The 22,579-nt window shown below is 67.6% G+C and carries 19 protein-coding genes; 10 read left to right on the top strand and 9 right to left on the bottom strand.

All coding sequences use genetic code 11. The features are described from left to right. Nucleotides 1–125 precede the first annotated feature (125 nt). Both ACTJKY_RS14220 and ACTJKY_RS14215 read left to right on the top strand, forming a co-directional pair. Nucleotides 126–2,135, top strand: a complete 2,010-nt coding sequence (locus ACTJKY_RS14220; RefSeq protein ID WP_440846774.1) for an ATP-binding protein — start codon at nt 126–128, stop codon at nt 2,133–2,135. A gap of 166 nt (nt 2,136–2,301) precedes the next feature. Next, a complete protein-coding gene (locus ACTJKY_RS14215; protein WP_440846773.1) occupies nt 2,302–2,958 on the top strand; it encodes a hypothetical protein in 657 nt (218 codons plus the stop codon). A gap of 4 nt (nt 2,959–2,962) precedes the next feature. Here ACTJKY_RS14215 and ACTJKY_RS14210 read toward each other — a convergent pair whose 3' ends face one another. Beyond that, nucleotides 2,963–3,442, bottom strand: a complete 480-nt coding sequence (locus ACTJKY_RS14210; RefSeq protein WP_440846772.1) for an RNA pyrophosphohydrolase — start codon at nt 3,440–3,442, stop codon at nt 2,963–2,965. A 78-nt stretch (nt 3,443–3,520) separates the two neighbouring features. On the opposite strand from ACTJKY_RS14210, the gene ACTJKY_RS14205 reads away from it, so the two are divergent. The 5 genes from ACTJKY_RS14205 to ACTJKY_RS14185 are packed head-to-tail and all read left to right on the top strand — an operon-like array spanning nt 3,521 to nt 8,694. Further along, nucleotides 3,521–4,462: a histone deacetylase family protein gene (locus ACTJKY_RS14205; protein ID WP_440846771.1), complete on the top strand. Its 942-nt coding sequence runs from the start codon at nt 3,521–3,523 to the stop codon at nt 4,460–4,462. Beyond that, nucleotides 4,459–5,445 (top strand): porphobilinogen synthase, encoded by a 987-nt coding sequence (hemB, locus tag ACTJKY_RS14200; RefSeq protein ID WP_440846770.1) that lies wholly within the window; start codon nt 4,459–4,461, stop codon nt 5,443–5,445. The genes ACTJKY_RS14205 and hemB overlap by 4 nt, the downstream gene beginning before the upstream one ends. Continuing rightward, nucleotides 5,442–5,966 carry a GNAT family N-acetyltransferase gene (locus ACTJKY_RS14195; RefSeq protein ID WP_440846769.1) on the top strand — a complete coding sequence of 175 codons (525 nt, stop codon included), beginning with the start codon at nt 5,442–5,444 and terminating at the stop codon, nt 5,964–5,966. Before hemB ends, ACTJKY_RS14195 begins: the two co-directional genes overlap by 4 nt. Further along, nucleotides 5,963–6,487: a GNAT family N-acetyltransferase gene (locus tag ACTJKY_RS14190; RefSeq protein ID WP_440846768.1), complete on the top strand. Its 525-nt coding sequence runs from the start codon at nt 5,963–5,965 to the stop codon at nt 6,485–6,487. Before ACTJKY_RS14195 ends, ACTJKY_RS14190 begins: the two co-directional genes overlap by 4 nt. Further along, nucleotides 6,484–8,694 (top strand): spermidine synthase, encoded by a 2,211-nt coding sequence (locus tag ACTJKY_RS14185; RefSeq protein ID WP_440846767.1) that lies wholly within the window; start codon nt 6,484–6,486, stop codon nt 8,692–8,694. Before ACTJKY_RS14190 ends, ACTJKY_RS14185 begins: the two co-directional genes overlap by 4 nt. Here the strand turns inward: ACTJKY_RS14185 and rsmA are convergent. The 4 genes from rsmA to ACTJKY_RS14165 all read right to left on the bottom strand — a co-directional run bounded on the left by rsmA (nt 8,691) and on the right by ACTJKY_RS14165 (nt 14,245). Continuing rightward, on the bottom strand, nt 8,691–9,512 hold the full coding sequence (rsmA, locus tag ACTJKY_RS14180) for a 16S rRNA (adenine(1518)-N(6)/adenine(1519)-N(6))-dimethyltransferase RsmA (protein ID WP_440846766.1): 822 nt from the start codon (nt 9,510–9,512) through the stop codon (nt 8,691–8,693). The genes ACTJKY_RS14185 and rsmA overlap by 4 nt on opposite strands. Further along, nucleotides 9,509–10,501 (bottom strand): 4-hydroxythreonine-4-phosphate dehydrogenase PdxA, encoded by a 993-nt coding sequence (pdxA, locus tag ACTJKY_RS14175; protein WP_440846857.1) that lies wholly within the window; start codon nt 10,499–10,501, stop codon nt 9,509–9,511. Before pdxA ends, rsmA begins: the two co-directional genes overlap by 4 nt. Before the next feature lie 22 nt (nt 10,502–10,523). Beyond that, on the bottom strand, nt 10,524–11,798 hold the full coding sequence (locus tag ACTJKY_RS14170; RefSeq protein ID WP_440846765.1) for a foldase protein PrsA: 1,275 nt from the start codon (nt 11,796–11,798) through the stop codon (nt 10,524–10,526). A gap of 173 nt (nt 11,799–11,971) precedes the next feature. Further along, nucleotides 11,972–14,245, bottom strand: coding sequence for an LPS-assembly protein LptD (locus ACTJKY_RS14165; protein ID WP_440846856.1), 2,274 nt, complete (start codon nt 14,243–14,245; stop codon nt 11,972–11,974). A 138-nt stretch (nt 14,246–14,383) separates the two neighbouring features. Here ACTJKY_RS14165 and ACTJKY_RS14160 point away from each other — a divergent pair, with 138 nt between their 5' ends. Next, nucleotides 14,384–14,824 carry a DNA polymerase III subunit chi gene (locus ACTJKY_RS14160; protein WP_440846764.1) on the top strand — a complete coding sequence of 147 codons (441 nt, stop codon included), beginning with the start codon at nt 14,384–14,386 and terminating at the stop codon, nt 14,822–14,824. 74 nt (nt 14,825–14,898) lie between these two features. Continuing rightward, nucleotides 14,899–15,321 carry a nucleoside-diphosphate kinase gene (gene ndk, locus ACTJKY_RS14155; protein WP_093294983.1) on the top strand — a complete coding sequence of 141 codons (423 nt, stop codon included), beginning with the start codon at nt 14,899–14,901 and terminating at the stop codon, nt 15,319–15,321. Between the two features lie 110 nt (nt 15,322–15,431). On the opposite strand, the gene ACTJKY_RS14150 is transcribed toward ndk, so the two are convergent. The 4 genes from ACTJKY_RS14150 to ACTJKY_RS14135 all read right to left on the bottom strand — a co-directional run bounded on the left by ACTJKY_RS14150 (nt 15,432) and on the right by ACTJKY_RS14135 (nt 19,530). Continuing rightward, entirely contained in the window at nt 15,432–16,814 is a 1,383-nt protein-coding gene (locus tag ACTJKY_RS14150; protein ID WP_440846763.1) for a HAMP domain-containing sensor histidine kinase, read from the bottom strand. Beyond that, nucleotides 16,811–17,530 (bottom strand): response regulator, encoded by a 720-nt coding sequence (locus ACTJKY_RS14145; protein ID WP_440846762.1) that lies wholly within the window; start codon nt 17,528–17,530, stop codon nt 16,811–16,813. Before ACTJKY_RS14145 ends, ACTJKY_RS14150 begins: the two co-directional genes overlap by 4 nt. 159 nt (nt 17,531–17,689) lie before the next feature. Further along, nucleotides 17,690–18,187 (bottom strand): EF-hand domain-containing protein, encoded by a 498-nt coding sequence (locus ACTJKY_RS14140; RefSeq protein ID WP_440846761.1) that lies wholly within the window; start codon nt 18,185–18,187, stop codon nt 17,690–17,692. A gap of 128 nt (nt 18,188–18,315) precedes the next feature. Then, nucleotides 18,316–19,530, bottom strand: a complete 1,215-nt coding sequence (locus tag ACTJKY_RS14135) for a TCR/Tet family MFS transporter (protein WP_440846760.1) — start codon at nt 19,528–19,530, stop codon at nt 18,316–18,318. 292 nt (nt 19,531–19,822) lie between these two features. Between ACTJKY_RS14135 and ACTJKY_RS14130 the strand changes: the two genes are divergently transcribed. Then, nucleotides 19,823–22,555 carry a TonB-dependent receptor gene (locus tag ACTJKY_RS14130; RefSeq protein ID WP_440846759.1) on the top strand — a complete coding sequence of 911 codons (2,733 nt, stop codon included), beginning with the start codon at nt 19,823–19,825 and terminating at the stop codon, nt 22,553–22,555. Nucleotides 22,556–22,579: the final 24 nt, after the last annotated feature.

Here is a 22,579-nt window from a genome sequence, read left to right as displayed (position 1 = left end):
GAAGATCCGGCAGGCCAGCTGTCTTGCGAAGAAGTCGTGCTGCGGGATTTCGCCTACCAAGTCGGTCCGCTTCTTTTGTTTTGGTCGGCCCTCGCATGGCTCTCATTCCGGAAATGGGGAAAATAGTGTTCAAGAAAATCCTCGTCGCCAACCGTGGCGAAATCGCGTGCCGGGTGATGCGCACGGCCAAGAAGATGGGCATCGCCACGGTCGCGGTCTATTCGGATGCGGATGCCCGCGCGCTGCATGTGCGGATGGCGGACGAGGCGGTGCGGCTCGGGCCTGCGCCGGCGGCGGAGAGCTATCTTCGCGCCGACCTGATCCTGCTCGCCGCCAAGGAAACCGGCGCCGATGCGATCCATCCCGGCTATGGCTTCCTTTCCGAGCGCGAGAGCTTCGCCAAGGCCTGTGCCGAGGCGGGCATCGCGTTCGTCGGGCCGCCGCCGGGGGCGATCGCGGCGATGGGGGACAAGATCGAATCGAAGAAGCTCGCCAAGCAGGCGGGTGTGAACGTCGTCCCCGGCTTCCTGGGCGAGATCGCCGATACCGAGCATGCGGTGCGGATCGCGACGGAGATCGGCTATCCCGTGATGATGAAGGCCTCGGCCGGCGGCGGCGGCAAAGGCATGCGGCTCGCCTGGAACGAGCAGGACGTCCGCGAAGGCTTCGAGCCGACCAAGCGCGAAGGCCTCGCCAGCTTCGGCGACGACCGCGTGTTCATCGAGAAATTCGTCGAAAGCCCGCGTCATATCGAGATCCAGCTGCTGGGCGACCAGCACGGCAACATCGTCTATCTCAACGAGCGCGAATGCTCGATCCAGCGGCGCCACCAGAAGGTCGTCGAGGAGGCGCCGTCGCCCTTCGTCACGCCCGAGATGCGCAAGGCGATGGGCGAGCAGGCGGTCGCGCTCGCGCGGGCCGTGGGGTACTATAGCGCGGGCACGGTCGAGCTGATCGTCTCGGGCGCCGACAAGACGGGGCAGGGCTTCTACTTTCTCGAGATGAACACCCGGCTCCAGGTGGAGCATCCGGTGACCGAGGCGATCACCGGGCTCGATCTGGTCGAGCAGATGATCCGCGTGGCGGCCGGTGAGGCGCTCGCCTTCAGCCAGGACGAGGTGAAGCTGAACGGCTGGGCGATCGAGAACCGCGTATATGCCGAGGATCCCTATCGCGGCTTCCTGCCCAGCACCGGCCGGCTGGTGCGGTACCGGCCGCCGACGGCGGAAAATGCGGGGCAGGGCTATGTCCGCGTCGACGACGGCGTGACCGAGGGCTCCGAGATCAGCATGTTCTACGATCCAATGATCGCCAAGCTGATCACCTGGGCGCCGACCCGCAACGAAGCCGCCGACCTGCAGGTGGGGGCGCTCGATCGCTTCCGGATCGACGGCATCGGCCACAATATCGATTTCCTCTCCGCCATCATGCAGCACCCGCGCTTCCGCTCGGGCGAACTCACCACTGGCTTCATCGCCGAGGAATATCCCGAGGGTTTCCACGGTGCGCCCGCGGACGAAGGGCTGGTTCGCCGCCTCGCCGCCGTCGCGGTGGTGCTGGACCTCGCGCGTACGGCGCGGGCTGCGGAGATCTCCGGCCAGCTCGGCGCGGTCGCCCTTTCCACCGAGCGTTCGGTGCGGATCGGGGAGCACCGCTTCGATGTGACCGTCGATGGCTGCGACACCGGGCTGCTGGTCAACCTGTCGAGCGACGAGGCGCCGCTGGAAGTCTCCGGCCATTGGCGCGCGGGTGATCCGCAGTTCTTCGCCCGCATCGACGGCGAGGCGTTCGCAACCGCGGTCGATCGTACCCGCACGGGCTGGAAACTCACCGCGCACGGCGCCGCGCATATCGTCGAGGTGCTGCCGCCGCATGTCGCGCAGTATCGCGCGCACATGATCGAGAAGGTGCCGCCCGACATGAGCCGCTTCCTGCTGGCGCCCATGCCGGGGCTGCTCACCCGGCTGCACGTCCAGCCCGGCGACCAGGTCGAGGCGGGGCAGGCGCTGGCGGTGATCGAGGCGATGAAGATGGAGAACATCCTGCGCGCCGAGCGCGCCGGCACCGTCAAGCACGCCCATTTCGGCCCCGGCGAGAGCCTCGCGGTCGACGCGGCGATCCTGGAATTCGAGTGAGTTAGAAGCGATACGTTTCACATCGATACGGTATCGTATCCATTTATCCGTTGCTCTCCGCCTGTTTCCGGGCTTGTGGCGTTTGGGAAACTCGTGTCTCAATCGTGATACAAGAGAGGCGCTCGTCGGTTTACCCCGAAGACCGCAAGCCCCGAAGGATGGCGACGTGCAGGAAGAGGATGGCTTCACCCGCTGGATCGAGGCGTGCGCGGCGGGCGAGTTGCTCGGCATCGGCGCGGCGGCCTTGTGGTGGGTCACCGTCGATCGATATGATCCGGTGCCGGTCGGGGCAACGGCGGAATGGATCGTCTTTTTCGCCAAGGCGCTGAGCGGCCTGATCCAGGGGCTGACGCTCGGCCTGCTGCAGGGCTGGGCGCTGCGTCGGCAGTTTCCCGCGCTCAACCTGCGCGCCTGGGTGGGGGCAACGACGCTGGTCGGCATCCTCGTCTGGTCGATCGGCGCCTGGTACGCGGTGTTTCCGCCGCTCGATGGTGATCCGCTGCTGCCGCCGGTGGACACGCTGTTCCAGACTGCGATCGCCGCGGCCGGCTTCGGGCTCGGGCTCGGCGTGCTGTTCGGCGCTGCGCAGGCGGTGGTGCTATACCGTGCCGCCGGCCAGGTGCACTGGTGGGTCGCAGTGAGCGCGATCGGCTGGGGTGCTGCGCTGCCGTGCATCTATGTCGCCGCCTCGGTCGGCAGCGCCGAACCGGGCAGCCTCGAGATCGCCATCCGCGGCCTGATCGGCGGCATCGTCTCAGGCGTCGTGCTGGGCACGATCACCGGCTTGTCCTTCGCGGTGATGCCGGCCCGGCGCCGGGCTTGAGCGCTCAGCCGAGATGCGGGGCGAACAGCTCCAATAGCCGGGCATAAAGCGCGCGCTTGAACGGCACGATCAGTTCGGGAAGCTCGGCCGGTTCGGACCAGCGCCAGGCGCGGAACTCCGGGTGCGCGGTCGCGATGTTGATGTCGCCGTCTTCGCCGAGGAAGCGCAGCAGAAACCAGCGCTGGCGCTGCCCGCGCCATTTGCCCTTCCACACCTTGCCGATTAGGTCATCGGGCAGGTCGTACTGCAGCTCTTCGGGCGCCTCGGCGATGAGTTCGGCATGGTGGCGGGCGACGCCGGTCTCTTCCCAGAGCTCGCGGAACGCGGCTTCGAGCGCGTCCTCGCCCGGATCGATTCCGCCCTGCGGCATCTGCCAGGCCTCCAACGTCGAATCGAGCCGCTGGCCGACGAACACGCGGCCGTCGCGGTTGAGCAACATCACGCCGGCGCAGGGGCGATAGGGGAGCGAAGCGGGATCGGTCATGCCGCTTTCCTAGAGCGCCGCGGGACCTGACGGAAGGGTCGTCTTTCGCACGCCGCCGCCGCTTCCTAGATTGGCGGCGTGATCCCCGTCGTCCACCACCCCGATTATGTTGCGCCGGCGCCGGCAGGCAGCGCCTATCTCTGGAACAAGAACGGCCTGGTCCGCGACCTGCTCCAGGCGGAGGGCGCCCGCGTCACCTGGCACGCACCCGAGTCGATGCCCGGACGCTGGCTGGAGGCGGTGCATGACCCCGATTATGTCGCCGAAGTGCTGGAGGCGCGCGTGCCGCCGCACAAGACGCGGCGGATCGGCTTTCCCGTCACCCCCGCAGTCGCGCGTCGATCGGAGCGGGTGCCCGGCGGCACCTTCCTCGCCGCGCGGATCGCGCAGGTCGAGGGCTTTGCGGCGAACAGCGCGGGCGGCAGCCACCATGCGCTGGCCGATACAGGTGCCGGCTATTGCGTGTTCAACGATCTTGCCATCGCCGCGGTGCGCCTGACCGAGGAGGGCCATGCCGCCCGCGTGCTGATCGTCGATTGCGACGTGCACCAGGGGGACGGCACCGCGGCGCTCACCGCCGGGCGATCAGACATCGCCACCTATTCGATCCATGCAGAGAAGAATTTCCCGGTCCGCAAGGCGCGCTCCACGCTCGACGTCGGCCTCGCCGACGGGACGGGGGACACCGCCTATCTCGAAACGCTGGAGGCGACGCTGCTGCCGCTGCTCGCGCAGTTCGATCCCGACCTGGTGCTGTACCAGGCCGGCGTCGATCCGTTCGCGGACGATCGGCTCGGGCGACTGGGACTAAGCGGGGAGGGGCTCGTCGCCCGCGATCGGTGGGTGGCGGAGACGCTGCGGCGACGCGGCATTCCCTTTGCCAGCACGCTGGGCGGCGGCTATGGCAGCGATGCGCTGGAGGTCGCACAGCGGCATGCGACGTCGATCCTTACCCTCGGCGCGGCGGCGCTCGGCGACGCTTGCAACGCACGCAATCAAGGCGCATCTGACCCCGCATGAGCCACTATCCCGCGCTTCGCCTCCGCCGCTCCCGGGCTTCGGCCTGGAGCCGTCGCCTCCATGCCGAAACCGTGCTCACCCCCGCCGACCTGATCTGGCCGGTGTTCGTGACCGAAGGTACGGAAGAGGAGCCGATCGCGGCGCTCCCCGGCGTCTCGCGTTGGAGCTTGGCCGGCATCGTCAACCGTGCGCGCGAGGCGCGAGACCTCGGCATCCCGTGCCTGGCGCTGTTCCCCAACACGCCGCACGCCCTGCGCACCGAAGACGGGCGCGAGGCGGTCAATCCGGACAATCTGATGTGCCGCGCGATCCGCGCGATCAAGGATGCGGTGCCCGAGGTCGGCGTGCTGACCGATGTCGCGCTCGATCCCTATACCAGCCACGGCCATGACGGCATCGTCGACGCCGCCGGCTATGTCCTCAACGACGAAACCTCCGCAGTGCTCGTCGAGCAGGCGCTGGTCCAGGCGCAGGCGGGTGCAGACATTGTTGCTCCGAGCGACATGATGGACGGCCGCGTCGGCCAGATCCGCGCGGCGCTGGAAGGCGACGGCCAGGTCAACGTGCAGATCATGGCCTATGCCGCCAAATATGCGAGCGCGTTCTACGGTCCGTTCCGCGACGCGGTCGGCAGCAGCGGGCTGCTCAAGGGCGACAAGAAGACCTATCAGATGGACCCCGCCAATGCCGAGGAAGCGCTGCGCGAAGTGGCGCTCGACCTCGCCGAGGGCGCGGACAGCGTCATGGTCAAGCCCGGCCTGCCGTATCTCGACATCGTCACGCGCGTGAAGAGCGCCTTCGAAGTGCCTGTATTCGCCTATCAGGTCTCCGGCGAATATGCCATGATCGAGGCTGCTGCCGCCGTAGGCGCAGGCGATCGCGAGGCATTGGTGCTGGAGACGTTGATGGCGTTCAAGCGGGCAGGATGTTCGGGCGTTCTCACCTATCACGCGCCTCTGGCGGCACGGCTGCTCGGCGCGTGATCGAGACGGCGCGGCTGCTGCTGCGGCCGCCGGAGCCGCGCGACTTCGAGGCGCTCCACGCCATGTGGAGCGATCCGGAGGTGATGCGCGACCTCGGGCCGGTGAAGACCCCCGCGCATAGCCGGGCGACGATCGTCCGGCATCTCGGCTATGGCCCTAGCCGTGGGCTGGGTTTCCAGGTCGTCAAGCGGCGGGAGGACGGCGCGGTGCTCGGCTTTTGCGGGCTGAAGCCCGGTGCGCCGGATACGCCGATCGCGGGCGAGCTCGAAATCGGCTGGATGTTCGCGCGCCCCCATTGGGGCAAGGGCTATGCGCGTGAAGCCGCCGCGGCCAGTCTCGACTGGGCCTGGGCGCACCGCGCCGAGCCCCGCGTGGTTGCGATCACCTCGGCCTCCAACCTGCCGAGCCAGGCGCTGATGGCGCGGCTCGGCATGGCGTGGTTCGCCGATTTCGAGCATCCGGTGCATCCCGCCGGGCATCGCTTGCGCCCCAGCGTTGCCTTCGCCATCCCCCGACCATGATCGAGACCGAACGACTCCTGCTGCGTGGCTGGACCGATGCCGACCGCGCGCCGTTCCATGCGATGTGCACCGATCCGCGCGTCATGGCCTTTATCGGCCCGGTGCAGTCGCGCGTCGAGAGCGATGCGGGCATCGACCGGCAGATCGGCTTTCTCGCCAGCCATGGCCACTGCTTCTGGGCGATCGAGCGGCGGGAGGACGGCCGCTTCCTCGGCTTTTGCGGGCTGAAGCCGGGTGCTGCCGGTACCCCGATCGAAGGCGAGGTCGAGATCGGCTGGCGGCTCGCCGTGGAGCATTGGGGGCAGGGCTATGCCGGCGAAGCGGCGCGGGCGAGCCTCGCCTGGGGCTGGCAGCATCTCGACGTACCCAGCATCGCCGCGATCACGGTGGAAGAGAATGTGCGCAGCTGGGGGCTGATGGAGCGGCTCGGCATGCGGCGCGCGCTCGATGCCGATTTCGACCACCCCGCCGCCATTCCCGAGCTGCGGCGCCACCGAACCTATCGCATCGCGCGTCCGTGACGCAGCCGTACGCGCAAGCCGACGGCGCCCGCCGCGGATGGTTCGTCGCGGCCATTCTCGGCGGATCGTTTCTGCTGTTCCTGATCCAGCCGATGGTCGCGCGGATGGCACTGCCACGGCTGGGGGGGGCTCCTGCCGTGTGGAACTCGGCGATGCTCGTCTACCAGGCGCTGCTGCTGGTCGGCTATGGCTATGCGCATTGGCTGGGGCGGTTCCGGGTGCGCACCCAGGCGGGCGTGCATCTCGGCGTCCTCGCCTTTGCGGCGCTATGGCTGCCGATCGGGCTGGGAACGATGCAGGTCCCGGCGGGGGCCGAACCCGCGTTGTGGGTGCCGTGGCTGCTCGTCGCAGCGATCGGACCGCTGTTCCTCGCCATTTCCGCCCAGGCGCCGTTGCTCCAGCGCTGGTATGCGGTGGCGAGCCATGGGCGCGACCCCTATGCGCTTTATGCCGCCTCGAACATCGGCAGCTTCGGCGGCCTGCTCGCCTATCCGCTGCTGGTCGAGCCGCTGCTGCGGCTGCGCAGCCAGAGCTGGCTGTGGACGATCGGCTATGCGCTGGTGGCGCTGCTGGTACTCGCCTGCGCGAGCCGCCTGCCCAAAAGCGAGGCGCTGCCCGCGCCGCGCACCGATCGCCCCGCCACCGTGGCGCGCGACTGGGCGCGCTGGATCGTGCTCGCGCTGGTGCCCTCGGGGCTGATGCTGGCGACGACGACCTTCCTCACCACCGATATCGTTGCGGTGCCGCTGCTCTGGGTGCTGCCGCTCGGGCTGTACCTGCTGAGCTTCCCCGTCGCCTTCCGCAGCTCGGCGCTACTCGACGACCTGCTCGAACGCTGCGTGCCGCTGGTCCTGCTGCTGTTCGGCGCGACGCTGGTGGCGGGGGATTCGCGGCTCGCCTATTTCAACGCCCTGATCGGCCTGGTGTTGCTGTTCGCGGTGGCGGTGGCCTGCCATGCCCGCCTCTATGCGCTGCGGCCGCCGCCCGAACGGCTGACCGGTTTCTACCTTGCCATGGCGGTGGGCGGGGCGTTGGGCGGGGTGTTCGCCGGGCTGCTGGCGCCGGTGCTGTTCGACTGGACCTATGAATATCCGCTGCTGATCCTCGCCGCCGGGCTGCTGATCCCGCAGCGCGCGCTGACCGGCGCGTTCGCGCGGCTCTGGGCGAGCCGCTATCGCTTGCCCGTCGGGCTGGCGCTGAGCGCCGCGGTGGTGGCGATCGTGATTGTCGCGCTGCACGTGCAGCTGCTGGCCCCGATCCAGATCCAGCTCGGCTTCGTCGCGGTGGCGGTGATCGGGCTGGTGACGATCGGCGCGCGCTGGCCCTTCGCCGTCGCGCTGGCGGGCGGGCTGTTCCTCTTCGGCGGCTATACCGCGATCGAGACGTCGCTCAGCGGCGCGCGGACCCGCAGCTATTTCGGTGTCTACACGGTGAGCGACCAGCCCGACCAGCGGCGCCTCGCGCACGGCACTACGGTGCACGGTGTGCAGCTTAAAGGTGCGCGCGCGACGCGGCCGACAACCTATTACCAGGCGGGCTCTGGCGTGGGGCAGGCGATGCTCGCCGCACCCGCGCTCTACGGGCCGAATGCCCGCATCGGCGTCGTCGGACTCGGTACCGGCACGCTGGCCTGCTATGCGCGACCGACCCAGTCCTGGCGCTTCTTCGAGATCGACCCGGCAGTGGTGCATCTCGCCCGCGACTCCGGCAAGTTCAGCTTCCTCCGGCTTTGCGCCCCGCAGGCGCAGATCCTGATTGGCGACGCGCGGCTGCGGCTGAGCGAGCTGCAACCGACCAGCCTTGACCTGCTCGCGCTCGACGCCTTCTCGTCGGACGCGGTGCCGATGCACCTGATGACCGCTGAGGCCTTCGCCACCTATGGGCGCGTGCTGGCGCCAGAGGGGCTGCTGCTCGTCCACATCTCCAACCGCTTCCTGGCCTTGGGGCCGGTAGTGGCCGGGGCCGCCAAGACCGGCGGCTGGCTGGGGCTGCGGCTCGTTCATGTACCGAGCGCGCTTGAGCGGCAGGACGAAGGCGCGGTGTCGGACTGGATCGCGCTCAGCCGCTCGCCGCGGGCGCTGGCGGCGTTGAAGGCACGCGATGGCGAGTGGCGTCCGCTTGTCGCCCAGCCTGGCTTTACCGGCTGGACCGACGATCACGCCTCGCTGGTACCGGTGCTGCGCTTGTTCCGTTCGGCCGGAGACTAGGCCCGGACGAGTTCCCGCGCGATCGCGATGAACTCGGCGACGCTTACCGTCTCGGCCCGGCGGCTCGCGTCGATGCCGAGCGTGTCCAGTGCTGCCAGCGCGCCGGGTACCGACTTGAGGCTCTGGCGCAGCATCTTGCGGCGCTGGCCGAACGCGGCGGCCGTAACTGCCTCCAAAACGCGGAGCTGCACGCCTTCGGGCGCCTCGCCCGGCACGATATGCACCACCGCCGACATCACCTTGGGCGGCGGGGTGAAGGCCGAGCGATGGACGTTCATCGCGATCCGCGGCGTGCTCCGCCACTGGGCGAGCACGGCAAGGCGGCCATAATGCTCGGTCCCCGCCTGGGCGACGATGCGCTCGGCGACTTCCTTCTGGAACATCAGCGTCAGGCTGGCCCACCAGGGCTCCCACTCGGCCGACAGCCAGCCGACCAGCAGCGCAGTGCCGACATTATAGGGCAGGTTGGCGACGATGTGCGGCTTGCCCGCGAACAGCGACGGCGCATCGACTTCGAGCGCATCGCCCTCGATCACGCGGAGCTTGTCCGGGAAATAGCCGCCCAGCTCCTCCAGCGCGGGAATGCAGCGCCGATCACGCTCCACCGCGGTCACGCTGGCGCCCGCCTGGAGCAGCGCGCGGGTGAGACCGCCGGGGCCAGGGCCGACCTCGAACACTTCGGCACCGGCCATGTCACCGGGGACCTTGGCGATGCGGCCGAGCAGTTGGCCGTCGAACAGGAAATTCTGGCCCAGCGCCTTGCTGGCGCTCAGTCCATATTTCGTGATGACGTCGCGGAGCGGGGGAAGGGTAGTCACGCGGCGGCGTCAGCCCGATGGCGTGCGGCGCTGGTCGCCATGCGGATCGCCGCGATCATTGCGCCGGGATGCGCGACATTCTGCCCGGCGATGCCGAAGGCAGTACCATGGTCGGGCGAGGTGCGCACGATCGGCAGCCCCAGCGTCATGTTGACGCCGTCGTCGAAATGGAGCGTCTTAATCGGGATCAGCGCCTGATCGTGATAGAGGCATAGCGCCGCGTCATAGCCGGCGCGGGCACGCGCGTGGAACAGCGTGTCGGCGGCGTACGGGCCGCTCGCATCGATCCCCTCGGCACGGAGCTGTTCGATTGCCGGTGCCAGTATGTCGATTTCCTCGCGCCCGATCGCGCCACCTTCGCCCGCATGCGGGTTGAGCCCCGCAAAGGCGAGGCGGGGCGTGGCGATGCCGAAATTGCGCTGCAGTCCGCGCGCGGTGACACGCGCCTTGGCGACGATCAGGTCGACGCTGATCAGGGAGGGCACCCGCGCCAGCGGCACATGAACGGTGATCGGGACGACGCGCAGCGTCGGCCCGGCGAGCATCATCACGGCGTTGTCGGCGGTGATGCCGCAGCGTTCGGCGACGAACTCGGTCTGACCGGGATGCGAGAAACCGATGGCGTAGAGCTGGGACTTGGAGACGGGCCCCGTCACGAGGGCACCGGCGGCACCGGCGCTGGCCAGGCCGGTCGCGACCTCCAGCGACTGGAGCGCGATATGCGCCGTGCCGAGCGAAGGCGCGCCGGGCACCACCGGACCGGTATCGCCAATCGGCAGCACGGGCAGCGCCTCGCCGAACACGCCAGGCGCCTCGCGGGGATCGGAGATCGGCGCGATCGGCCCGGCCCACACGGCACGCACCGCTACGGGATCGCCCACGGCAAAGAAGGGCGAAAGGCACTCGGCCTCGCGCGCTTCCCACGCCTTGGCAGTGATTTCCGGCCCGATCCCCGCCGAGTCGCCCATGGCGACGGCGAGCGGAGGCAGGGGGGTGCCTCCCGCCGTCACGTCAGCGATATTCGATCAGCGCGTCGCGGCGCAGGTCACGCAGCATGCGCTCGGCGCGCAGGTTGACGCGCTGGTCCTCCAGCTGCTCCTGCACCTGCTCCACCGACGGGGTGTTGGCGGCGGGCGGATCGTCGCGGCCGCAGATCACCAAGACGCGCACGCCGTCCTCGACCGACCCGAACGGCTGGGTCGACTGGCCGACCTGGAGCGGCAGGATCAGGTTCTGCAGCGCGGGCGGCAGATCCTTTATGACGATATTGTCACGATCGACCACTTCAGCGCCCTCGGCCGCGGCCACCTTGCTGACATCGCCGCAGCCGCGAATGGCCTGGGTCGCCTTGGCGAACGCGGCGGCGCGGGTGCTGGCCTGGGCCTCGGTGGTGCCCTTGGCGAAGGCGAGCGACAGCTGGCGGAGGCTCAGCTTGGCGTCGCGCGGATCGGAGATGCCGACTTTGTGCTTGTCCGCCAGATACACGATCGAGAAGCCCGCCGAGAGCGGGATCGGTCCGGCGACCTGGCCCGGCTGCATTTCCTGCACCGCCTGGGCGAGCTGCTCGGGCAGCATCGCCGGCTGGATCCAGCCGAGATCGCCGCCGCGCGCGCGGGTCGAGCTCTGCGAATAGGTGCGGGCGAGATAGTCAAACGGTGTGCCCGAGCGCATCTGCTCGATCATCTTCTTCATGCCGCCGGAAACTTCCTCGGCGCGATCGGGCGTGGCGTTCTGGTAGATCTCGTAGACGTGATATTCGTCGGTCCCCTTCTGGGCAGTGAGGCGATCGATCATCGCCTTCACTTCGTTCTCGCCGACATTCACGTTGACGCGCTTGCGCAGCAGCCGGCTCCAGGCGAGCTCGGCCTCGATCTGGCGCTTGATCGAGCGTTCGGACGAGCCGATCTCGCGCAGCCAGGCCCGCATCTGGTCGGGCGTTTTCTGGAAGCGCGTCGCGACGCGGCTGAAGCTGCTTTCGATCTCGCGCGCGTCGACCTTGATCTCGTTGGCCTTGGCCTCCTGGATCTCCAGCGTCTCGTCGATCAGCTGGCGGAGCATGGCGAGCTTGAGCTGCTCGCGCTCCTCGGGCTTCAGGGTCAGCTTCTGCATGCCGGTGACGAGCGCGACGCGCTGGTCGACCTCGGTGCCGGTGATCACATAGTCGTTGACGATCGCGGTGGGCTTGCGGACGTTCGGGTCGGCCTTGCCGAAGATTTCCAGCGTGCTGGGCAGATCCAGCCCGTTGTTCACGCCGTCCTGCCCCGCGGAGGTCTGGGCGATCGCCATCGTCGCCAGGGCAGCAAGCCCCGCGCCCGTCAGCAACTTCGCACCCGTTCCCGCAATCCTGCCCACACCCATCATCACTTCAGAACGACCCTTATCCTCGAACGGGAAGCAGCGCTTATAGCGCAATTGTGCCTGAACCAAGGCTTAGCGCCGAATCCCCCAGACCGGGTCTTCTAGCGGCCGAGGTTCTTGAAGGCGAGGGTGAGCAGATAGGAGTTGCCGCGCACGGCGTCGCCGGTGGTGGCATAGTCACGCCGCCAGGTGGTGCCGATGCGCAGGCAGTCGTCCTCGTAGAACAGCCCGATGCGGTGGCGGATCGGCTGGAAGCCGTTCGCCAGCGACTGCGGATCTTCGTCCTTGTCGGTGAGGTCGATCAGCGTCGAGCCCGACAGCGACCAGAAGCGCGCGAACTGCACGCGTGCGCCGAGGCGCAGTTCCTCGCGATCCTGCAGATCCTCCAGCGTCGGGTCGACATTGCGGTTGAGCCGCAGATAGCCGACCGTCACATAGGTCGCGCGCGAACCGAGGGACATGTCGATTTCGTTGCGGCGCACCGCCAGCCCGTCCTTGTCGAGACGATAGCGGTGGGTGAGGCTGAAGAAATCGTGGAAGCGGATCACCGTGCGGCCGACGATGTCGGACATCCGATCGTTCAGCCCGGTACCATCCGGCAGCAAGGTCGGGCGATCCGTCAGCCGATAGCTCTGACCGATATTCGTCTCGACGCTGAAGCCCGGCAGATACAGCGCGTAATCGAGGCCGTAGGTGAAGCGGGTCGAATCCTCGAACCGGTCATAGCCGGGGAAGCGGTTGAGCGCGAAGAGATTTGAATCCTCGAGGTCGACGGCACGCGCATCCTCGTTGGGCACGTCCATGTTGGCGAGGTGCGGCGCGGCGACCACCTGGACGCGCGGCGTGATCCGCTGCGAACCGCCGAGAAAATCGCCGACGAACGCCCATTTCACATCCACGGCCGCGGCCGCGATGCCGCGGAAACGGAAGCCTTCGAGCCCACGATAGTTGACCACCGTGGTCGCGGAGGTGTCAGTCGTGTTGTAGACGTCGCCGCGGCTATAGGCGGTGAAGGTCACCTCCTGGCCCCAGTCGGTCAGGCGGCGCAGGCTCCATTGTGCGCTGGTGAACGCGCGCTGCGTGTCCTGTCCGCCGGTGCGTGTAAGCGCGAGCGTGTTCACCTCCAGATCGAACTTCCCGCCGAGCAGCCCGTCGTCCAGGCGGCGACGGTAATCGAGCTCGGGCAGCGCGATCGGCTGCAGTCCCTGGCGATCGCCCGCACGCAGCGTCTGCACCGCCCAGGCGTTGATTACGAAATAGCTGTCCGGATCGATACGCTCGATCGAGACATTGTTGCGGAGACGATCGTCTCGCGAGATGTCGTAGCGGCGCAGGAACGTGCGGTCGCTGGCGACGCGCAAGGACGCGCTGACGCTCCAGTTCGGGTCGAGCTGGTAGCGACCAACCAGATCGATATAGCCCCGAAAGTCGTTCTGCAGCGTCGCCGGCGTAGGCGCGACGGTGAGGTCGTCGGCGCGCCGGCTGTAGGTGCCGTAGGCCTGAAGGCGGAACGAGCCGAGGCTGTTGAGCTCGCGATAGTCGACCTGCATCATCGGCAACGCATCGCTGAAGACGCGCGGCGTCACGGTCAGATCGCGATTGGGGGCGAAGCTGAAGAAATAAGGCACCGCGAGCTGCAAGCCGTTGGTGCTGCTGTAGCGCGCGTCGGGCGTCAGGAAGCCGGAATCGCTCTGGCCGCCGGCCGGATGCGAGAAGGCCGGCAACGGAATCGAGGCGATCCCGAAGACCGAGATGCGCGCACCCTTGTAGCGCAAGCGATGCTTGGCGGGATCATACACCACGCGGTCGGCGGTGATCTTCCAGGACGGCTCCTTGGGGCAGCCGGAGCTGTCGCTGACGGAGCAGGGGGTATAGGCCGCGTTCTCGACGGTGATCACCCCGCCGTCGTTGCGCGAACCGCGGGCGGCGGCGATGCGCCCTCCCGCCTCCAGCACCACCAGCATGTTGTCGACCACGCCGTCCTTCAGCGTATCGGTCAGCTCGATGCTGTCGCCATAGGCGGCATCGCCCTGCGGATTTGCAATGACGATATTGCCCATCGCCATCACCTTGCCGGTGCGGCGATCCCAGGTGACCTTGTCGGCGCGGAGGCGGTTGCTCTCCCGGTACATGCGCACGTCGCCGCTTGCGGTGACGACGTCGCTGTTCATGTCGTAATCGAGCTGATCGGCAGTGAACTGGACCTGGTTCGGATCCTCGGGCAACGCCGTGGGCGAGGGCGGGGCCGGTTCGACCGGACGATCCTGCAAATTGGCGGCCGGCACCGTGTCGCTGGAAAGCGGGCGCGATTCGGGGGCTTGCTGGGCACGTGCCTGGGCCGAGAGGCACAGACCGAGCGCGGCCGGAAAGAACATGGCCTTGCGCTTCACGAAAACTCCCACCTTTGTCGACACTCCCCGGCAACGGGCATTCACGTGCCCTATCGCAGCGATTGCGGCTCCGCAACGGGAGGCGCGTTGGCCCAAACGCACATCCGGGCTAAGGGACCCCGCATGCAGGTCGATTTCTATCACCTTACCTTGGCGCCGCTGGACCGCGTGCTGCCATCGATCGCCGAAAAGATACTCGGCAGCGGCGGGCGGCTGCTGATCGTCGCCGAGGATCCGGCACTCCGTACGCGTATCGACCAGCTGCTATGGGCCTACAACGCGTCGAGCTTCCTGCCGCATGCGCAGGCCGGCGGCGAATGGGATGCGGAGCAGCCGGCGTTGATCGCGGAGACGGTCGCACCCGCGAACGGGGCCCGCAACGTCGCGCTGGTGGACGGCCTCTGGCGCGACGAAGCGCTGGCGTTCGAGCGAGCATTCCACCTGTTTGACGAGGAAAGCATCGGCGCGGCACGCGTGGCGTGGCGCGCGCTGGGAGAACGCGAGGACGTCGAGCGCCGCTATTGGCGGCAGGACGAAAACGGCCGCTGGGCGCAAGTCGCCTGAGCTTGCATTGAAGACGCGGCGGGACTAGGGAGCCGCCACTTCCTTCCATCACCAATTACAGGAGCCGCACGGCCATGGCCGCGACCCGGACCTTTTCGATCATCAAGCCCGATGCAACCCGCCGCAACATCACCGGCGCCGTCACCAAGATGCTGGAAGAGGCAGGCCTGCGCGTCGTCGCTTCCAAGCGCATCCAGATGACCCGCGAGCAGGCCGAAGGCTTCTACGGCGTCCACAAGGAGCGCCCCTTCTTCAACGACCTCGTCTCGTTCATGATTTCGGGCCCGGTCGTCGTGCAGGTGCTCGAGGGCGAGAACGCCGTGCAGCGCAACCGCGACATCATGGGCGCGACCAATCCGGCGAACGCCGAGCCCGGCACGATCCGCAAGGAACTGGCCGAGTCGATCGAAGCCAATTCGGTCCATGGTTCGGACTCGGAAGAGAATGCCGCGATCGAGATCGCCTTCTTCTTCAAGCCGGAAGAAATCGTCGGCTGATAGCCTGACGGTTCGTCGGTAGAAAAAAGGGCCGCGCTTCCGATGGGAGCGCGGCCCTTCTTGTTCTTCGCTTTAAGTACCTCCCCTTCAGGGAGGGACTTAGACTTGGGTCACCGCGGCAGCGTGATCGTCGCGGTCAGCCCGCCACCGTCGCGGTTCCCCAGCGCGATCGCCCCACCGGCATCGTTGACGATCGCCCGCGCAAGCGCCAGCCCGAGACCGATCCCGCCGGTGTCCCGGTTGCGGGACTGCTCCAGCCGCGTGAATGGATTGAACACCGCCTCGAGCTTGTCTTCGGGGATGCCAGGCCCGCGGTCGCACACCTCGATCGTCACCCGCTCGGTCTCGGGGATCAGCCGCACCTCGGCGCCATCGCCATATTTGACCGCATTCTCGATCAGATTGCGCACCGCGCGGCGCATCAGCGTCGGCCGCAGCCGCATTTTGAGCCGCTCGGGCTCCTCGAAGGTCACGTCATGGTCGAGATCGCGGAAATCCTCGACTACCGCATCGACCAGCGCGCCGAGATCGACATCGGTGTTGGGCTCGCTCGGACGGCCGAGCCGGGCCAGTGACAGGATGTCGTCGAGCGTGCGGCTCATCTCGTCGATCGTATCCGCCATCCGCCCGCGATCGTCGTCGTCCTCGACCGACTCGATCCGGACCCGCAGCGCCTGGAGCGGCGTGCGCAGATCGTGCCCGATCGCACCGAGCATCCGATCCTTCTCGTCGAGCATCGAGGTGACGCGCCGACCGAGCGCGTTGTAGGCAGCGATCAGCGCACGGACGTCGCTGGGGCCGCGCTCGCGGATCGGCGCGGTGTCGTCGCCGGGGCGGAAGGTCCGCGCGGCATCGGTGAGGGTGCGCAGCGGCCGCGCGATCCGCCCGCCGACCAGCAGCACCGGCACCAGCACGACGACGTAGAGGATCAGCGTCTGCGCAGCGAGCTGCCAGATCAGGTCGAACTCGGTGCGCGGCCACGGCGTCGCGAGGGTGAGCCAGCCCTTGCCGGGCAATTCCACCGCGACCAGCATCTCCGCGCCCATCCGCCGCAGCCGCTCGGCACGCAGCGGATCGATCTTGGGGTCGAGCAGGCGCTGCGGGTTCACCGGGCGCAGAGCCGCCATGATCGCCCCGGCATGCAGCCCCGCGTCCTCCAGCCCGCGGCGAAGGTCGCGCTCGACATCCGGCCGCCGCCGATCGGTCTCGCCGGCGAACGGGTTCTCGGCGTGCAGCCGAACATGGGTGCGCGGATCGGAGAGGAAGCGGTTCTTCGCAGCACCCGGCTGGCGCGGCGTCTCACGCTGGAGGACGAGCAGACGCTCGGCCGCATCGGCAAGCCGCGTGGTCGCCGGCGCGATCACCAGCGCGAACCGCGCCTTTTGCCGCTCATGGAGCAGCAGCCCGAAATTGATCGCCTGCGCGACGAACAGTGCCGCCGCGACGAGCAACGCAATCCGCGCAATCAGGCTGGTGGGCAGGAACCGCCTCAAAGTCGGGTGACCTCGGCCGCCAGCGTATAGCCGCCGCCCCACACGGTCTTGATGATCGTGGGGTTCTTGGCGTCGGGCTCGATCTTCTTGCGCAAGCGGCTCACCTGGTTGTCGATCGCGCGATCGAATGCCGCCGCCTCGCGGCCCTGGGTGAGGTCGAGCAGCTGGTCGCGGGTCAGCACCTGGCGCGGCCGGGTGACCAATGCGTGGAGCAGGTTGTACTCGCCGGTGGACAGCGGCACCGACACGCCCTCGCGATCGACCAGGGTGCGCTCGCCGGTGCGCAGCACCCAGCCGGCAAAGGCGAAGGAGCCGGTCTCCGGCGCATGCTGCTTGGCCCCGCCCGCCGACCAGCGGCGCAGCACGACCTTGATCCGGGCGGAGAGCTCGCGCGGGCTGAACGGCTTCACGACATAATCGTCGGCGCCCATTTCCAGCCCGACGATCCGGTCGGTCTCCTCGCTGCGCGCGGTGAGCAGGATGACCGGCGTTTCGCTGGTCTCGCGAATGTGGCGGCACAGGCTCAGCCCGTCTTCGCCGGGCATCATGATGTCGAGCACCACCAGGTCGATCGCATAGGCGTTGAGCCGCGCCCGTGCGCTCTCCGCATCGCCGGCCTGGGTGACGCGGAAGCCCTGCTTGGTCAGATATTGCGCGAGCGGCTCGCGGATCGAGCGCTCGTCATCGACGAGCAACAGGTGGGGAACCTCGGACATGGTCAACAGACTAGCGCCTTTGGCAGCGGGGGAAAGGGCCGGGCGGGAGGGAGGAGATCCGCAGAGCTTCGCAGTGAAGCGCCGGGGAAGCGCTTCTGATCCCGACGGGGACAGGATCAGCAATGCCCGCGGCCTCCCGCCCGGCTGCTCCGGCTGGCGTCAGTTGCCGTCGGCCGGAGGAGGGGGAGGCGTGTCGCCGGCGGGCGGACCCTGGCGGCCGCGCCAGCCGCCACCGCCGCCGCGGCGCATCTGCATCATCTGCTGCGCCGCGGCCTGGCGCTCGGCGGCGTCGATCTTGCCGTCATGGTTGGTATCGATTCGGTCGAACATGCGGACAGCGCGGGCCTGCTCGTCGGCGAGGGTGAGGTCTTTCTTGGGCGCCATGCGACCACCCATCCGCGCGCGCTGCTGTGCCGTATAGGCCTCGCGCTCTTCCGGCGTGACCTTGCCGTCGTGATTGACGTCCATCGCGTTGAACCGCGCGGCGACGCTGGCGAGCATTTCGTCGCGGGTGACGACGCCGTCCTTGTTCTGGTCCGCCATGCCGAGCGGGTCGCGGGGGCCGCGGGGGCCCTCCTGCGGCGTTGCCTGCGAAGCGAAGGCCGAGCCGGCGAGCAGCGAGGCTCCGAGCGCGGCGAAAGTGAGACGTTTCAGCATGCGAAACTCCTGGAAAGAAAGGGGGTGCCGGGGGCGAGGGGCGGGCCCCCGGCACATGCTTTGTTTCGCGGTCGCGTGTCGCACGGGTTTGTCATCGCTCCCGTCAAAGTGTCGCAATTTGTCGTGTGCTATTCGGCGGGCGCCCGCTGGACGCGGGGCACGACCTTCCATTCGATCAGCAGCAGCGCGCTCAGGGCGAGCACCGCCGCCACGACGAAGTTGCCGCCCTGGAAGCCGCGCTCCGACCCGAAGGCCAATGCCTGGCTCAGCAGCAGCGGGCCGAGGATCAGCGCAACGCTGCCGAGCGCCGCCATCCCGCCCTGCAGTGCGCCCTGGTGCGAAGGGTCGGTCAGCCGCGAGAGCAGGGCATTGATCGACGGGAAGGCCAGCCCCTGGAAGGCGGCAAAGGGGATGATCGCGAATACCATCCAGGTCTCCCGCGCGAAGCAATAGCCGAGAAAGGCGAGGCCGCCGGCGAGCATGCCGAGCACGACCGTCCGCTCCTCACCCCAGGCGGCGATCGCGCGTCCGGTGACGAAGCTCTGGACCAACGCCATGCAGATGCCCGATGCGGCAAGCGAGGCACCGATCATCCGCTCGTCCCAGCCCAGCGCGATCTCCCCGAAGAACGCCCAGGTCGCCGGGTAGACCATATGTGCCAGCTGCCAGAGAAAGGCGGCAAGCAGCAGCGGCTTGGCATTGCCCGCCTCGAACAGCGGCCGGAAGGCGGCGAAGACATGGGCGTCGCGCAGGCGGAAGGGACGGCGGCGCTCGGGCGCCATCGTCTCGGGCAGCAGGAACAGGATCCACAGCGCGTTGAGCCCGGCGAGCACCGCCGCGGCGATGAACGGCGCGCGCGGGCCCAGACTGGCGAGCAGGCCGCCGATCGCCGGGCCGAGGATGAAGCCGATCCCGAACGCCGCGCCCATCATGCCGAAAGTCGCGCCGCGCTTCTCCGGCGGGGTGACGTCGGCCAGCACCGCGTTGGCCGGGCCGTAGACCGCGCCGGTGATCCCGGCGACGATGCGGCCGACGAACAGCCAGCCGATGGTCGGCGCCGCTGCCATCAGCAGATAGTCGATCGCGAAGGCGGCCATCGAGGCGAGCAGCACCGGTCGCCGGCCGATGCTGTCCCCCAGCGACCCGAGGACCGGCCCGGCGACGAATTGCGCGACGGCGAACGCCACCAACATCCAGCCGCCGATCCGCGCGGCATCGTCGAGGCTGGTGTGCGACAGCGTGACGATCAGCTTCGGAAGCACCGGAAGGATGACGCCGAAGCCGATCGAATCGATCAGGACGGCGGCAAGCACGATCGGCACGGCGCGGTGATGAAACTGCATATGGCCCCTCCCCAGAGGAGGAACAGCGTACCCCAATTGCCGGACCCGCGCTACGTTTGACCGTCGCAATTGGGAAGTGCGAGACCCACCAACGCCTTACCGCGCTTGGGACGGGACACATGCCACCGCATCGCCATTTCGGTTGGGCAACACTGTGCTTTCTCCGCAACGATTGCATTCAAGTGGCATTTTGCAACTTTAGTTTTGCTTGACGGCGCTGGCGACAAGGCGTGTATTCGAGGTTCGGGTATGGAGCGGAAACACAGCTCCAACCTCGGTGGAGAGGAAAGATATGCGGCTACGCCTTATGTCGGCCTGTGCAGTGCCGGCACTCGTCATGGCGCTCGCAGCGCCCGCGCTCGCGCAGGAAACACCCCAGGACCAGCAGGACGCCGCAGGGCGATCGACACAGTCCGATAACGAGATCATCGTCACCGCGCAGGGCCGTGCCCAGGCGCTGGCCGATGTGCCGCTCGCGGTCTCGGCGGTCAGTGCCGAGACCCTGCAGCAGACCGGCGCCAACGATATTCGCGCGCTCAACCAGGTTGCCCCGTCGCTGTTGGTCTCGTCGACCGGCAGCGAGGCCAATGGCTCGGCACGTATTCGAGGGATCGGTACGGTCGGCGACAATCCCGGCCTGGAAAGCTCGGTCGCGGTCTTCATCGACGGCGTCTACCGCTCACGCTCGGGCATCGGCCTCAGCGAACTGGGCGATCTCGAGCGGATCGAGGTGCTGCGCGGGCCGCAGGGCACGCTGTTCGGCCGCAACGCCTCGGCCGGCATCATCAACATCGTCTCCAAGAAGCCGGAATCGACCTTCTCGGCCGGCGCCGAGGCGACCTATGGCAATTACAACGCGCTCCGGATGCAGGGCTTCGTCAACGTGCCGCTCAGCAGCACGCTCGCAGGCCGGCTGGACGGCGTCTACATGAAGCGCGACGGCTTCTACCACGACGTCACCAACAATCGCGACGTCAACAATCGCGACCGCTATTTCCTGCGCGGCCAGCTGTTGTTCGAGCCGACCAGCGACATCCAGATCCGTGTGATCGGCGACTATACCCATCGCAACGAAGAATGCTGCGGTGCCGTCTATGTCGACTCCTCGATCAACCCCTATATAGGCAACCTCAACAGCCCAACGGCGAACAATATCGTGCGGGTTCTGCGCGATCTCGGTCAACCGATGGCGGCGTTCAGCAATCCCTATAGCCGGAACCTCTATGTCTCGCAGGGCCGCAGCTATGGCGGCATCACCGAGGATTGGGGCGGCTCGGTCCAGCTCGACTGGAATCTCGGCAACGTAAAGCTCACCTCGATTACCGGCTATCGCAATTATTTCTCCAGCCAGGGCGCCGATACCGATTACAGCGCGGTCGACCTGCTGTACCGCGCACCGAATGCGGACTCCTCGCGCGCGTTCGAGACGCTCAGCCAGGAACTCCGCCTCAACGGCACCGCGTTCAACGAGAAGCTCGACTGGCTGGTCGGCGGCTATTTCGCCAATGAGGATCTGACGCTCGTCGACAATCTCCGCTTCGGCACCCAATATGGACGCTTCGCCACCTGCCGCATCGTGTCGGGGAGCGCACTTGCCGCGCTGTACAACCCGGCGGCGGCGGGCTGTCTTGCCGCGCGGCCGGCGCTGTTCGGCGCCGCAAGCCCGCTGATCTATGCGGCGTTCGATCGTCTGGACGGGATCAACGATCGCGGGACGACGCGCGACTATTTCAAGCAGAACAGCCGCAACTGGGCGCTGTTCACCCACAATATCTTCCACGTCACCAAGGGCTTGGACCTGACACTGGGCCTGCGCTACACCAATGAGCGCAAGCGCCTGAACGCCACCTTCGGCAACGACAACACCGCCTGCGTCGCCAACCAGACCTCGCTGTTGCCGCTCCGCTCGGTTGCCTCGCTCACCGCGACGATCGATGGCATCCTCGGCCTGTCGTGCCAGGGCAATTCCACCGCCGAACTCAACGGCGCGTCGATCCACGACACGCGCAAGGAGGACCAGTTCACCGGCACCGCGATCCTCTCCTACAAGCCGACCGACGACCTGCTGCTCTACGGCAGCTATTCGCGCGGCTACAAAGCGGGCGGGTTCAACCTCGACAAGTCGGCGCTCAAGGTGCCGATCCTACCCTTCGCCGCGGTGGGCGGCGCGCAGGCGTTGGTAAGCAATCTTCAGTTCGCGCCGGAGACCAACAACGCCTTCGAAGTCGGTCTGAAATACTCCACCCGGAAGTTCAGCCTGAACCTCTCGGTCTTCCGCCAGCAGTTCAAGAACTTCCAGCTCAACACGTTCAACGGCACCGTCTTCCTGGTGCAGAACATCAACGGCTGCACGGCGAGCCTGGGCGGCGGCGATCGCGACCAGAGCAAGTTCAGCACCGCAAGCAACTTCAACGCTGCGGCGTCGACCACCGGGGTGTGCTCGTCCTCCAACGTCAGCTACGGCGTGGTGTCGCAGGGCGTCGAGCTCGAAGCCTCGATCGTCCCGGCACGCGATTTCCGCGTCGGGCTGGGCTTCACCTATGCGGACACGCATTACCGCAACCAGCTGGTCGGCAACGATGCCGGTGGGCCGCTCGACCAGGCCTTGCGGCGGCTGCCCGGCCAGCAGCTGTCCAACGCGCCCGAGATCGTCAGCACCGCCTCGGTCGCCTGGACCCCGCCGCTCGGCAATTCGGGCCTTAGCGGCCTGATCTATTTCGACACCCGCATGACCAGCGACTACAACACCGGTTCCGATCTGTTCCCGCAGAAGATCCAGGACGGCTATGCGCTGTTCAACGGCCGCATCGGCATCCGCGGCAAGGACGAGCGCTGGGCGATCGAGTTCTGGGCGCAGAATATCTTCAATCAGAACTACACGCAGGTGGTGTTCAATTCGCCCTTCCAGGAAGGCGCCGCCACCGCGCCGTTCACCGATCCCCAATATCCCGGCGGCCGCCAGCTCTTCTCGGCCTATCTCGCCGAGCCGCGCACCTACGGCCTCACGCTGCGCACCCGCTTCTGACTTTCCTGGGGAGGAAAGCACTGG

The sequence above is a fragment of the Sphingomonas sp. 22176 genome, assembly GCF_052045505.1.
Classification (GTDB): Bacteria; Pseudomonadota; Alphaproteobacteria; order Sphingomonadales; family Sphingomonadaceae; genus Sphingomonas.
This window is presented reverse-complemented; position numbering and strand designations above follow the sequence as displayed.